Origin of the sequence: Nocardia sp. NPDC050412 (assembly GCF_044458825.1) — a bacterium.
Lineage (GTDB): Bacteria > Actinomycetota > Actinomycetes > Mycobacteriales > Mycobacteriaceae > Nocardia.
In genome coordinates this window covers 43,264-56,713 of record NZ_JBITIJ010000018.1, presented here as the reverse complement: position 1 = coordinate 56,713, position 13,450 = coordinate 43,264, and the positions used below count along the sequence as shown (strand labels likewise).

Annotated in this window: 10 protein-coding genes; 4 read left to right on the top strand and 6 right to left on the bottom strand. The window is 66.3% G+C overall.

Features of this window, described 5'->3' with window-relative positions; all coding sequences use genetic code 11:
• Positions 1-56: 56 nt before the first annotated feature.
• Positions 57-629: a TetR/AcrR family transcriptional regulator gene (locus tag ACIBI6_RS35120; RefSeq protein ID WP_364353143.1), complete on the bottom strand. Its 573-nt coding sequence runs from the start codon at positions 627-629 to the stop codon at positions 57-59.
• A 47-nt stretch (positions 630-676) separates the two neighbouring features.
• Positions 677-1,291 (bottom strand): class I SAM-dependent methyltransferase, encoded by a 615-nt coding sequence (locus ACIBI6_RS35115; protein WP_364353140.1) that lies wholly within the window; start codon positions 1,289-1,291, stop codon positions 677-679.
• A gap of 108 nt (positions 1,292-1,399) precedes the next feature.
• Here ACIBI6_RS35115 and treZ point away from each other — a divergent pair, with 108 nt between their 5' ends.
• Both treZ and ACIBI6_RS35105 read left to right on the top strand, forming a co-directional pair.
• A complete protein-coding gene (gene treZ, locus ACIBI6_RS35110) occupies positions 1,400-3,124 on the top strand; it encodes a malto-oligosyltrehalose trehalohydrolase (protein WP_396959228.1) in 1,725 nt (574 codons plus the stop codon).
• Positions 3,125-3,223: 99 nt separating this feature from the next.
• The gene (locus ACIBI6_RS35105; RefSeq protein WP_364353134.1) at positions 3,224-4,474 is read left to right on the top strand and encodes a serine hydrolase; all 1,251 of its coding nucleotides are present in this window, start codon (positions 3,224-3,226) and stop codon (positions 4,472-4,474) included.
• Positions 4,475-4,670: 196 nt separating this feature from the next.
• On the opposite strand, the gene ilvA is transcribed toward ACIBI6_RS35105, so the two are convergent.
• Together ilvA and ACIBI6_RS35095 are read right to left on the bottom strand one after the other, a co-directional pair.
• Positions 4,671-6,029, bottom strand: a complete 1,359-nt coding sequence (ilvA, locus tag ACIBI6_RS35100; protein WP_396959225.1) for a threonine ammonia-lyase IlvA — start codon at positions 6,027-6,029, stop codon at positions 4,671-4,673.
• A gap of 75 nt (positions 6,030-6,104) precedes the next feature.
• Complete coding sequence (locus tag ACIBI6_RS35095; protein ID WP_396959223.1) at positions 6,105-6,539, bottom strand: nitroreductase family deazaflavin-dependent oxidoreductase; 435 nt, start codon at positions 6,537-6,539, stop codon at positions 6,105-6,107.
• Positions 6,540-6,624: 85 nt separating this feature from the next.
• Between ACIBI6_RS35095 and ACIBI6_RS35090 the strand changes: the two genes are divergently transcribed.
• Positions 6,625-6,840 carry a hypothetical protein gene (locus tag ACIBI6_RS35090; RefSeq protein ID WP_364353125.1) on the top strand — a complete coding sequence of 72 codons (216 nt, stop codon included), beginning with the start codon at positions 6,625-6,627 and terminating at the stop codon, positions 6,838-6,840.
• A gap of 93 nt (positions 6,841-6,933) precedes the next feature.
• Here ACIBI6_RS35090 and ACIBI6_RS35085 read toward each other — a convergent pair whose 3' ends face one another.
• The gene (locus ACIBI6_RS35085; RefSeq protein ID WP_396959221.1) at positions 6,934-9,768 is read right to left on the bottom strand and encodes an AAA family ATPase; all 2,835 of its coding nucleotides are present in this window, start codon (positions 9,766-9,768) and stop codon (positions 6,934-6,936) included.
• 81 nt (positions 9,769-9,849) lie between these two features.
• On the opposite strand from ACIBI6_RS35085, the gene ACIBI6_RS35080 reads away from it, so the two are divergent.
• Complete coding sequence (locus ACIBI6_RS35080; protein ID WP_364353119.1) at positions 9,850-11,034, top strand: DUF2235 domain-containing protein; 1,185 nt, start codon at positions 9,850-9,852, stop codon at positions 11,032-11,034.
• Here the strand turns inward: ACIBI6_RS35080 and treY are convergent.
• Positions 11,020-13,434: a malto-oligosyltrehalose synthase gene (gene treY, locus ACIBI6_RS35075; RefSeq protein WP_396959317.1), complete on the bottom strand. Its 2,415-nt coding sequence runs from the start codon at positions 13,432-13,434 to the stop codon at positions 11,020-11,022. The genes ACIBI6_RS35080 and treY overlap by 15 nt on opposite strands.
• Between the last annotated feature and the right edge of the window lie 16 nt (positions 13,435-13,450).

Sequence of the window (13,450 nt, the reverse complement as noted above, 5' to 3'; positions counted from 1 at the left end):
TAGTGGGGCGGCCACCTCGCAAGACCTGTGAATCTTGGTGGTGGCCGAGGTTGGTCTCAGAGCACGCGCAATGCGGTTGTGGCGATGGCCTCCAGGGTGTCCTTATCGGCTCCGCCGCGCGCCGCGACGCGCATACCGCTGATCGTGGTGATCACGAAATGGGCTAGCGTGCGAGCATCTTTGCCCGCATCGATCTCGCCGGACCGCTGACCTGCCCGGATAACCGCGGTCAGTGCGTCGAGCCTGCGCTCCAGGTCGGCGCGCAATGTCGCCGCCACGGCTGGATCGCGCGGTGCCAACTCGACCGTCGAGTTGACCACCAGGCAGCCGACGGGGTCGTCGGCCGGTGCGTCGATGGTCTGACGCAATAGCGTCTGGATCTTCGCCCGCGCGGGCAGGTCGCCGTCGAGCACTTCGAAGATCGAGGCGTTCTTGCTATTCATGTACCGCCGCAGTGCCCGGTCGAACAGCTCGTGCTTACTGGTGAAGGTGTTGTAGATACTGCTGCGGCCCAAACCTGTTGCATCGCAGAGGTCTTGGGTTGAGGTGCCCTCGTAGCCCGCGGACCAGAACGCCCGCATGGCCGCGTCCACCGCCCGGTCCTCGTCGAATGCCTTAGGTCGTGCCATGGGTTGACGCTAGCACGTTTTGAACTAACTGGTCCAATATGGCTGGGCTACGGCGAGATCGCGACTCCGAGCGAAAGGGCCGCGAGAAACTTGGGTCCGTCCGCGTAGAACTCGTCGAGCTCGCGGATCTCGAATCCCGCGCTCTCGACGGTGCCGCGGATATTGCGATCGAGATTGCATCCGCCCGCGATCGCCTTCTCGATCGGATTCAACCGGTGCTGCCACGCCTGGACGCCCGGATCCGGCGCAAGCCCGTGTTCGACGAAATGCAGGGTCCCGCCCGGGACGAGCACCCTGCGCACCTCGGCCAGCGCGGCCGCGATATCCGGAATGGTGCACATCGTCCAGGTCGAGAGTGTGGAGTCGAAGCTGTTATCTGCGAAGGGCAGCGACTGACCGTCGAGCCCGGCGCGTTCGATCGGCACGGTGGCCCCGGTCAGCCGCTTATCCGCCAGGCGCCAGCCGAGGTCGGCGGGCTCCACGGCGCTGACCGACTCGACGGCGGCCGGATAGAAGGGGATATTCAGCCCCGATCCGAAGCCGATTTCCAGCACGCGCCCGTGCAGCCCGGCGCAGGCGCGCTCCCGCTGCGGATTGTTCATCTTGGCCCCGCAGACCAGATTCACCAGTCGCGGCACGACCTGATCGTTATAGATGCCCATCCACTCACTCTGTCAGGGTCCGCGCGCCGCAGGCAATGGTCAGCTGGTCGAAAGGGCGCGTTCCGATGTCGACGGGCCGCATGACCGGCGACATGCGATGCTGGCTCGGTGACCTTGTTCGAGGTGTGGGCCCCGCGACCGGAACGGGTGCGTATCGAGGTCGATGGCGCCGTGCATCCGATGACGCGGTCCGGCGACGGTTGGTGGCGGGCCGAAGTGCTCGCCGTGCCAGGCACGCGGTACGGCTACCTGCTCGACGACGACCCGACCGTCCTGCCCGATCCGCGCTCGGCTCGGCAGCCCGACGGCGTGCACGGCCGCTCGGCGGTGCACGCCCTCGATCCCGCCGGGTGGACCGATGCGGACTGGAACGGTCGCCCGTTGGCGGGTGCGATCATCTACGAACTGCATCTGGGCACCTTCACACCCGAGGGCAGCTTCGACGCCGCCGTCGAGCGCCTCGACCACCTGGTCGAACTCGGCGTCACCATGGTCGAGTTGATGCCGGTCAATGCCTTCGACGGCAGCCACAATTGGGGTTACGACGGCGTGCTCTGGTATGCGGTGCACGAGCCCTACGGCGGGCCCGATGGTTTGCAGCGCTTCGTGAATGCCTGCCATGCAAAGGGTTTGGCGGTCGCCCTTGATGTCGTCTACAACCATCTCGGCCCTTCCGGCAACTATCTGCCCCGCTTCGCGCCCTATCTCACCGAAGGCCGCAATACCTGGGGTCAGAGCCTCAATCTCGATGGCCCCGCCTCGGACCCGGTGCGTCGTTTCATAATCGAGAACGCTTTGCGCTGGTTGCGCGATTTCCATATCGACGCACTGCGCCTGGATGCCGTGCACGCACTCGTCGATCGCACCGCCACCCATCTGCTCGCCGAACTCGCCACCGACACCGAATCCCTTGCCGCACATCTGCGTAGACCGCTGACGTTGATCGCGGAGAGCGACCTCAACGATCCGCGGCTCATCACCCCGCGTGCGGCGGGTGGTTACGGCCTTACCGGCCAATGGAACGACGACCTGCATCACGCGGTGCACACCGCGGTATCCGGTGAACAGCAGGGCTACTACGCCGATTTCGGTTCGCTGCGCTGTCTTGCCCAGACACTGACGCGCGGATTCTTCCACGCCGGAACGTATTCCAGCTTCCGCGGCCGCATCCACGGCCGTCCGATCGACACGCGACTCGTCCCGGCGAGCGCGTTGCTCGCCTACACCTGCACCCATGATCAGATCGGCAATCGGGCGATCGGTGACCGTCCCAGCGCCTACCTGAGCGACGGACAGTTGGCGATCAAGGCCGCGTTGGTGCTGTTTTCGGCATACACGCCCATGCTGTTCATGGGGGAGGAGTGGGGTGCGCGCACCCCGTTCCAGTTCTTCACCTCGCATACCGATCCGGTGATCGCGGCCGCCACCGCCACCGGCCGTAAGAACGAATTCGCCGAACACGGCTGGGACAGTGATGAGGTTCCGGACCCGCAGGACCCTGAAACCTTCCTCCGGTCCAAGCTGGATTGGTCCGAACTCGAACATGCTCGCCACATACGGCTACTGTCCTGTTATAGAAAGCTGATCGGTTTGCGACGTGAGCGGGCCGAAATAACGGACCCGTGGCTCACGCGTGTATCTGTTGACTATGACGAGCATGCCCGCTGGATCGCGGTGCGCCGGGGCCCGCTGACTTTGCTGTGCAATCTCTCCGAAGAGCAGGTCAGCGTGCCTATCGTTGGTCTTTCGCTGCTGTCGTGGGAACCCGCGACCGAAGGCGTTTCCACGACGGAGATACCGGGCCATTCGTTCGTGATACTCGCGGGCGCGTAGCCGAACCCCAGCTCGGATCGCGATTGCCGAAAACCCGCTGAATGTAACTGTCCGAGACACAACATTGCCGAGTGTGACCAGCGCCATTACCTTTGGAATATGAGCAACGTGGCTTCACCCGGGGACCTAGCGAATCTCCCCGATGGGATGGGTGGCAGCGCCGCCGCCGAATTCGCACCATTGGTACGCGCATTCGCGAAGGTCTTCGGGTACCGCCGGGGGGCGGGCGGCGCGTTGGCCGTACATCTGCACGGTGAGCCGCTGGTCGATATCTGGACCGGGAGCGCGGGTGACAAGCCTTGGAGCCAGGACACCGGCGCGATCATCTTCTCCGCCACCAAGGGCATCACCGCGACGGTCATCCACCGGCTGGCCGATCGTGGTCTGCTCGACTATGAAGCGCCGATGGCGGAGTACTGGCCGGAGTTCGGCCAGAACGGCAAGGGCGATATCACCATTCGTCAGGTGATGACGCATAGCGCCGGACTCGGTGGCCTCAATCCGATCGCGGCCGGACTCGAGGATGTGCTCGACCACCAGCTGATGGAGCAGCGTCTCGCCGCCGCGAAACCCGATCGTCTGCTCGGCACCCCTGCCTATCACGCACTGACCTTCGGTTGGCTGCTGGCCGGATTGGCCCGCGCCATTACCGGACAGGGGATGGCGGAGCTGTTTCGCACCGAGGTCGCCGAACCGCTCGGCATCGACGGCCTGCATCTGGGCAAGCCGTCCGCGCAATCGTCGACCGTCTATGCGCCGCTGGCGGGCTCTCAGCTCAGCCTGATCGGAAAGCCGGTCAGCACAAGGGTTTTGGGTCGCAGTTATGGTTTGCCGGGTGCGCTCGGGGCTGCGGCGCGGTGCCTGTTCCTGCCCGGATTGGAGACCATCCTGGAGGGCGAACTCCCGCGAATTCTCGATACCGAACTCGGTGCGGGCAACGGTGTCTGCACCGCACCCGCCCTGGCCACCATGTACGGCGCGCTGGCCAATGGCGGTATGGCGGGCGGCGTGCCGTACCTGACACCGCGAACCATCAAGGCGCTCAGTCGAATTCGGACCTACCGGCTCGACCGCGCGCTGTTCTACGCCCCCATGCTCTGGCGCCTCGGTTACCACTCCCTGCCGATGCCCGGTGCACACGGCGGCTTCGGTCATATCGGCCTCGGCGGTTCCTTCGGCTGGGCCGAACCCCGCCTCGGCCTATCCGTCGGATTCGTGCACAACCGCCTCTCGGCCGCGCAGCTGAGCTTCGACCAGGCCGCGGCCGGTTGGCTATTGCCGATGGTCATGACGGGCCTACGCGCGACCCGCCGGACGGCTCCCATGATCGAGACGCCTGAAGCCGCGTAATCCACGATCCGCCAGCAAGTGCCAGCGCCGGGGATCTCGGCGGCTGGCACTGACGATTCTCTCGGCACTGTGATTCTGCCTGTGTGGCGATTCCGGCGGTCGTTCGAGGGTTCCGGATATTGGCCGGTAGCTGGAATTCTGCACGGACCGGCCGCGCGGACAGTGTCTGCGCGGCCGGTTCGGATCGGAGTGGCGCTCAGGTGAGGTAGCGGTAGGCCGGGGAATCGGGTTCCAACCGCTCGCACTGGATCGGCGACTCTTCCATCCGCTGTAGCAGCGAGCTGAGCCCCTCCGGCGCACCGAGTTCGATACCGACCAGCGCGGCACCGGTTTCCCGGTTATTGCGCTTGACGTATTCGAACAGGGTGATGTCGTCATCGGGACCGAGCACCTCGTTGAGGAAGCGTCGCAATGCGCCCGGCTCCTGCGGGAAGTCCACCAGGAAGTAGTGCTTCAGACCGCGGTGCACCAATGAGCGCTCGATGATCTCGCCATAGCGGGACACATCGTTATTGCCGCCGGACACCAGGCACACCACCGTCGAACCGGGTTCGATCGCGATTTCGGCCAGCGCCGTCGCCGACAACGCGCCCGCGGGTTCGGCGATGATGCCCTCGTTCTGGTACAGCTCGAGCATGGTGGTGCAGATCGCGCCCTCGTCGACCTGCATCATGCGGAAAGCGCCCGCGCCCCTTGGTGATTCGGTCGCCATCAGCAGCGGCAGCGAACCGTGCGAGACCACCCGGCCGCCGAATCCGGCGACCGCGGTATACGGCAGCTGACCGATCCGGCGCACCGCGGCGCCGTCGACGAACGGATCGATCTCCGGCAGCGTCACCGGGCCGCCCGCTACCAGCGCGGCGGTCATGGAGGCCGCGCCCGCCGGTTCCACACCGAGGATGCCGGTGCTCGGCGAGCGCTCGCGCAGGTAGGTGCCGATGCCCGCCAGACAACCCCCGCCGCCGACCGGGATCACCACCAGATCGGGAGTCCGACCGCCGAGCTGTTCCAGGAATTCGGGCGCGATGGTGCCCTGTCCCGCCGCGGTCCGCGGATCGTCGAACGGCGGCACCATGGTCGCGCCGGTGCGCTCGACATCCTCGGCGGCGGCGGCCGCGGCGGCGTCATAGGTTTCCCCGACCGCGATCAGCTCGACGAACTCGCCGCCGTGCACCCGGATGCGGTCGCGCTTCTGCTTCGGCGTGGTGGTCGGTACGAAGATGCGGCCCTTGATGCCCATCGCATTGCAGGCGAAGGCTACGCCCTGGGCGTGATTACCGGCGCTGGCCGCGACCACGCCCGCGGCCCGCTCGGAATCGGTGAGCTGCACGATCAGGTTGTAGGCGCCGCGCAGCTTGTAGGAACGCACGGCGGTGAGGTCTTCGCGCTTGAGGTAGACCTGCGCCCCGGTCAGCGCGGAAAGCCGGGGACTGTGCTGCAGCGGGGTGGGCTCGATAATGTCGGCAATTCGCTTGGCGGCGGCATCGATCTCGTCCGCGGTCAGCGCGGGACGAGATGTGGACTGGTCGTCGAGAAGCTCAAGCGGATTGGACACTTGGAATATGGTGCCACCCGCCGCGTCGGGTGGACGCGTCGGGTGGGCGTCGGACGAGCGGTTTCCCGGCCGGAGCTACTGCGAGGTCAGGACGAAAACCGGAATCTCGCGGGAGGTCTTGGTCTGGTAATTCGCGTAATCGGGCCAGACCGCGACTGCCCGCTCCCACCACAGCGCCTTCTCCTCGCCGAAGACCTCGCGCGCGGTGTAGTCCTTGTTCACGGCGCCGTCACGCAGCTCGACATGCGGCTCGGCCTTGATGTTCCAGTACCAGACGGGATGCTTCGGCGCGCCGCCCAGCGAGGCGACGACCGCGTATTCGCCGTCGTGCTCGACCCGCATGAGCGCGGTCTTGCGCAGTAGCCCGGTCTTCGCGCCCTTGGTGGTCAGGACGATGACGGGCTTGCCCTGCAGGGTCAGGCCCTCGGTGCCGCCGGAATTCTCGATCAGCTCGGCCTGCTCACGGGCCCAATCGGATGTGCTCGGTGCGTACTCACCTGTCAATGGCATGACAACCGCAACACCGCGGAGCCCACCTCTGTTCCCGCTCAAATGTTAGGTAGCCCGAACTTCTCTATCCGTGTAACCTGACCGCATGGCAGTGGTCCCCCTTCAGGCCCGCCGCACGGTGATAGATATCGCTGGCAGCGCGTGGCCGATGTACAAACTCGAGGCGATCGCCCTCGCCGTGGTCATCTGCCTTGTCCTCGCGCTGATCACCGGGTCGCTCCAGGTAGCGGTCCTGGTTGCCGCAGGAGTTGGAACCGGCCGCTGGGTCGTCGGCCAAGTCGCCGCGCGCCGCCGAGCGTAGCTCCGCCGACGCCCGCTTCAAGATCAGGTGGAATCCGGGGCGGCATCGCCCGAGTAGCCACTGCCCCCAGTGCCACCTGATCTTGATCGAGACTCAGGCGACGTCGAGGGGGAGGGCGGGGAGTTCGGTGCGGGAGAGGACGCCGAGTTTGGGGTAGGCCTTGTAGAGGTGGTGGCTTACGGTGCGGGGGCTGAGGAAGAGTTGGGCGGCGATGTCGCGGTTGGACATGCCCTGGGCGGCGAGGCGGACGATCTGGAGTTCTTGCGGGGTGAGCCGGGCGAGGACGCCGGTGGTGGGGCGGCTTGTGGTGCCGATGCCGAGGGCGGCGAGTTCGGTGCGGGTGCGGTCGGCCCAGGGGGTGGCGTCGAGGCGGTCGAAGGTTTCCACGGCGGGCTGAAGTTGGGTGCGCGCCTCGGACTTTCGACGGTTGCGGCGTAGCCATTCACCGAAAAGCAATTGGGTTCTGGCCTGTTCGAAGGGACGTCCGCCGAGTACGAGGGCGGCTTGAAAGTGTCCCTCCGCCTCGGCTTCCGGGCCGGTCAATGCCAGACAGCGCTCGACGAGCGCGCCGACCCACTCCTGTTGCGAGGCCGTGGCCCAGTCGCGAAGCCGGTCCAGTGCATCACCCGCTCGCTCCGGGCTGCCCATGCGCACCGCTGCCTCGATCAGGTCAGGTAAGGCGCGCAGACCGATCACGTGGTGGCGGGCGGGTTCCACGGTCAGCAGTTCCAGTCGGGACAGGGCACTATCGACCTTGCCGAGCCCGAGATCGAGCACGCCGAGCGCCGCCACCGTCCATGGTGCGCCGGGCGCGGCCGCACCACCGAGTTCTTCGGCGAGGGCACGGTCGACCAACTCTCGGCAATCCGGTTTTCGCCCCTCCAATGCCGCCAGATAGGCGAGGTAGCTCGACATCTGGCTGATCCAATGCTGCTGCCCGATATCCTCGGCGATCCGCAGCCCTTCGAGCGCGGCGATGCGACCCTCGCGTGGTCGGCCGAGGAATAGTTCGGTCTCGGCGCGGAAGAACAGCAGGGTCGGCAGGAGTGCGATGCGACCCTGGTCGCGGCATTCGGCAATGAGGGTCTGCGCCAGTTCCGCGGCCTGCTCGTCCTGCCCGACGACCAGGCCGACGCCGCACATCTGCACCAGATCGCGCGGGCTGTCGGCACCGTTGCGGCGGGCGGCGGCGGCCGCGTCGCGCAAGTCGATGGTGAATCGGCCGTCGATGCCCGCGACCGTGTAGCCGGCGACAGCTGTCATCGGTTCGGCCTCGGGCAGGTCCAATGCGTTGATATGCGCGGCAATCTCCGCGAGTTCCGGTGCGCCCAGGTACCAGGCCGTGTGCACTGCCTGCATGAGGACGCGCGCTGCGCGCGCCGGATCGTCGGTGCGCACCGAATCGGCTCCCGCGAGTAACAGTTGGTGCGCCGAGAGTGGTTTGCCCGCACCGAATTCCGCGGTGGCGCGAACCAGATCCAGTCGGGCCCCGAGCATTCGGTCGGTACTCAAACCGGCCGCGCGGTCGGCCAGTCGGCGCGCACGTTCCAATTGTCCCGCCTCACTCGCGGTTTCGGCGGCCGCCACCAGCCGCCGGACGCGGGCGAACGCGTCGGTACTCAAACCCGCGGCGCGCTCGTAGGCGGCCACGGCACCGGAATAGCCGCTGCGCCGCCGCGCGCGATCGGCCGTGTCCTCGAGCGCTGCGGCGGCGGTCTCATCCGGTCCGGTCGCCGCCGAGGCCAGATGCCAGGCGCGCAGGTCGGTATTCTCGGGTTCGGTCAGTGCGGCGGCGAGGGTGGCGTGCGCCGCGAGCCGCTGCGTCAGTGGCGCACCCTGGTAGACGGCCGAGCGCAGCAGGGGGTGCCGGAAATTTACGCTCACGCCATCACTACCGACCAATCCGGCATCCGCGGCAGGTTGCAAGTCCGGCAGTCGCACCCCGAGTTCGTCGGCGGCGCGCAGCACCGTGGTGAGGTCGTTGGTGCCCGCTGCGGCGGCAATCAGGAGCAATGTCCGGGTGGCCGCGGGCAGCCTGGACACTTGGCCGTGAAATGCCACCTGGAGCCGCTGCGTCAGCGGCAGTGGATTCGGCCCGCTGGAGTCGGTTCCCTCGGCCGCCAGTACCGCGGGTAGCTCCAACAGCGCGAGCGGATTGCCACCCGCTTCGGCAAGCAACCGGTACCGGATGGCGGGCGAAATATCCGGACCGCGACTGTCCACCAGCGCGGCCGCCGACTCCTGCGCCAAGCCGGTCAGCGCGAGTTCGGGCAGGCCGGGCGCGGGAAAATCCTGCTCGCCGGTGCGCGTCGCGAAGATGATCACCACGCCCTCGGCATCGAGCCGCCGCGCCGCGAACAGCAGCGTCTCCGCCGTCGCCCGATCCAACCAGTGCGCGTCATCGATCAAACACAGCAGCGGTCCCTCGGCCGCCTCCTCGGCCAGCAGTGACAGCACCGCCAAACCGATCAACATCCGATCCGCCGGATCATGCTGCGCCAGACCGAACGCCCCGCGCAGCGCATCGCGCTGCGGTGTGGGCAACCCGTCCACCAGCGCCATCCCGGGCTTGATAAGCAGGTGCAGTCCCGCGAATGGCAACTCCGCCTCGGACTCGATTCCAGCACTGCGGACCGCCGGAATCCCCTGCGCCGCCGCATAATCCAACAGCGCCGTCTTCCCGATCCCCGGCTCCCCGCGCACCACGAGCGCGCCGCTGCGGCCCGCACGAGCCGCCTCGAGAAGCCGATCGATCCGAGCTTGTTCGACTTCTCTTCCGTAGAGCATTTGCTCACCGTAGCCGCCGAGCGAACCCGAGTGACCGACACCCGTTTCGTCGATGCTTCGATGGAAACGGATCGGACACCGGGTGGTGCCACGAAAATCCCGTTCGGCGCGGGCCTTTGCGTTGAAAGACAACATTTTCATTAACATCCCCCGCGGACGCCCCGATGATTCGGGTAGTCGAGTACGCAGGTTTCGACGGTAATCGGCGGGGAGGATTCACTCATGAAACGACTGGTGGTCTGCTGCGACGGCACCTGGAAGGCCGAATCCAGCAGCACGGTATCGAATATCATCAAGATCGCGCAGACGATCCGGTACGAGGCGCCGGGAAGGTCGGGGGAGCCGGTCCAGCAGTGGGTCAGCTATGTATCCGGGCCGGGCGCCCGCGGCTTCCTGGCTGACCGCCTGATGGGTGGTGCGTTCGGACTCGGCCTCGAGGCGAATCTGTCCTCGGCGTACTGGCATCTGGCACTGAACTGGCAACCGGGGGATGAGATCTACATCTTCGGTTTCAGTCGCGGTGCGTTCACCGCGCGTAGCCTGGCCGGTCTGATCGGGCGCATCGGGATCATGACGCCCGATGCCATGATCGAGGGAAAGTATCCGGATGCCTTGCGGATTCACCATCAGCCCGCGCCGCAGCGGACCCCGGAGGATCCGGATCCCAAGGAGCCGCAGGAGTGGATCGACTTCCGCAAGCAGAACTGCTGGGACGCTCCGGCCAAGATCGACTTCATCGGGGTCTTCGATACTGTGGGCGCACTCGGCGTGCCCGGACTGACGTCGCTGCGGCACCGGTTCCACGATGTGAAGCTCGGACGCAATGTCTACTGCGCGCGGCATGCACTTGCGCTTGATGAGCGGCGGCGCAATTTCGAACCGTGCCTCTGGGAGGTGCCGATCGAGCCGGATGTGAAGTACTCCCACGACTACGACCGGGTGAAGCAGGTCTGGTTCGAGGGCGTGCACAGCGATATCGGCGGCGGCTACAAGGAATGCGGACTCTCCGATATCACGCTGCGCTGGATGGTCGAACAGGCCGAGGCGGTCGGGCTCGTCTTCGACCGCGACCGGCTGGATGGGCTGTCCCAGCGATGTGCTGCCTCGGGTCCGAAGCATATGGAACTGCATCGCTCGCTCAGCATCGGATACCGAATCCTCAATGTGCTGCGCACCATTCGCCGGCCGCGCAACCCGCGGTTCTACTGGGACTCCTGGCGGCGGCTGTACACCGACGGGGACCGCGGCGTGCGCCTGGCCTCCACCGTGCACGACGCCACCGACTACCGACCCGTGAATCTCCGGCGCTGGCTGAAGGACAACGACGGCATGGTGCCCGAGACGCTGATCGAGAAGACCGGCACGGTAACGGCCATTACACCGGAGGAGCCCTCAGCGCACCAGTAGCGCCACCGGCAGCCGGGCGAACAGCTTTTCCAATCGGGCCCGGCCCTGGAAGGTGTGGCCGGTCAGCCGGTCGGTCCAGTTGCCCTGCGGCAGTTCCAAAGTGGTATCGGCCCACCCGGTTTCGGCCAGGCCGAGGCTGTGCCGGGTGGCGGCCACGATCACCTCGGGCGTCTCACCGGCCCGGCCGCGCGCATAGGCGACCAGTCTGCTCTCCTGCTCGCCCGTGGCGAACAGGGGCAGGTAGGTGCCGCCGACGAAACAGTCCGGACGTTCGCGGCGCAACCACAGCGCATAGGCGACAATCCACATCTTCGCCGCGCCGGTGGTATCCAGCGCCGGTGTGCCGGTTAGTGATTGCAGCAGTCCCGCGCGGACCGCGAAGTCCACCGGGCGGCGGTTGTCCGGATCGACGAGCGTGTCCTCCCACAGCTCGCAGCCCTGATAGATATCGGGAATGCCGGGTCCACACAGCTGCAGCAGCTTCTGTGACAGCGAATCCGACCAGGCGTGCGGTGCGAGTTCGTGCACCAGATCACCGATTTCAGAACCGACCGGCCCGTCGATCACCGCATCCAACCATCCGTGCACCTTCGTCTCGAATTCGGCATCCGGTTCCTCCCAGGAGGTATGGACACCGGCCTCGCGAATCGCCTTCTCGGCGAACAGATGCAGTCGCTCGCGCAGTCCCGCCACCGAGGAGGCCGGGCGGCCGTCGGCGGGCCAGACGCCGAACATGTTCTGCAACAGGAACAATGTTGTCGCACCGTCGGGACCGGGGTTGATCTCCTGCCAGGACTCGACGGCACGCGCCCAGGTCTCCGCGGCTTGGGACAGCACCCCGATCCGGGCCCGCACATCCTCGCCGCGCTTGGTGTCGTGTGTCGACAGTGTGGTCATGGTGGCGGGCCAGCGTTGCGCGCGTTCGCTATTGGAGAGATGGAATTCGTTGAGCGAGTGGCCGAATCGGGCCGGATTGCCGCCCACCTCCTGCAGTGATACCAGCCGCGCCGCCTGATAGAACATGGTGTCCTCGACGGCTTTGGCGGTGATCGCACCGCAGACCTGACTGAATCGAACGGCCGCCTCGCCGTCGGATGCCAACGCTGCCACCAGCACGCTCAGCGGCACCGTCAGTTCGCTATTGCGCTTTTCCACCTCGGCGACCACCGCGCCGGTCATACCGGCCAACGGTGCGTAATCCACCCGGTACACCGGCATGAATGCCAGCACCTCGATGGTGGCATTGGTCAATGCCATGGTGTCGAAGCTTTCGGCATGCGCGTCGCGTTTGATCGCGGCGACCAGGCGCCGGATCTCGGGGGCCAGAATGTTCTCCGCCACCGCGCGTTTGATGCGGTGTTCGGTCTCACCGATCCAGGCGCGGTCGCTGCCGTGCCCGGCGAGCTTGCGCGACAGTTCGGTCAGCGCCTGTTCGCCGTCCGGGTCGATCAGTACGCCGCCGTAGTCGGACAGTGCGTCGTAACCGGTGGTGCCGTCGACCGGCAGTGTCGCATCCAATGGTTCGCGATTGGCGAGGATCTTTTCCACAAGTAGTAGCCGGTGCGGGCCGATGAGCCGACGCAGCTTCGTCAAATACGCGGTGGGATAGGACAATCCGTCCGGATGGTCGACCCGGACGCCGTCGATCAGATCGTGTTCGCACCATGCGGCCAGCTCGCGGTGGGTGATCTCGAAGACCTCGGGATCCTCCTGGCGCACGGCGGCCAGGCTGCCGACCGCGAAGAATCGCCGGTAGGTGCACAACCCCGCCTTCCAGCTGACCAGCCGGTAGTGCTGTTTATCGTGGATGCGAAGCGCATTGTCGCCGTCGGTGCCCGCCGCGATGGGGAAGCGCAGATCGTGTAGTGCCAGCATCGGTTCCGAACCGGACCGGTCCACCGTCAGTGCGGCCGGATCATTTTCGCTCTGCAGCACCGGCAGCGCCAGCCGACCGCCCGCGCCATTGCCCGCACTCCAGTCGATATCGAAGAAATGCGCGAACTGCGATTCGCGACCGTTGCGCAGCACATCCCACCACCACGGGTTCTGCCGAGGATCGGCCACGCCGACGTGGTTGGGGACCAAATCGACGATCAAACCCATACCGCGGCTGCGCACTTCGTCCGCGAGCGCCTTGAGTCCGGCCGGACCGCCGAGTCCCGCCGAAACCGTGGTGGGATCGGTGACGTCGTATCCGTGCGTCGAACCGACCGTCGCGGTGAGGATCGGCGACAGGTACAGATGCGAAATCCCCAGCTGCTGTAGGTATTCCGCGATCGCTCGGGCATCGGTGAAGGTCAACACGTCGGGGCGCAGCTGGAGTCGGTAGGTGCTGCGGATCGTTGTCTGTCGGGCGGGAGTGCGGCCGCGGGAGATGGGATCGGTGTGGTGGGTCTGCATATCGGACTTGTGCGTC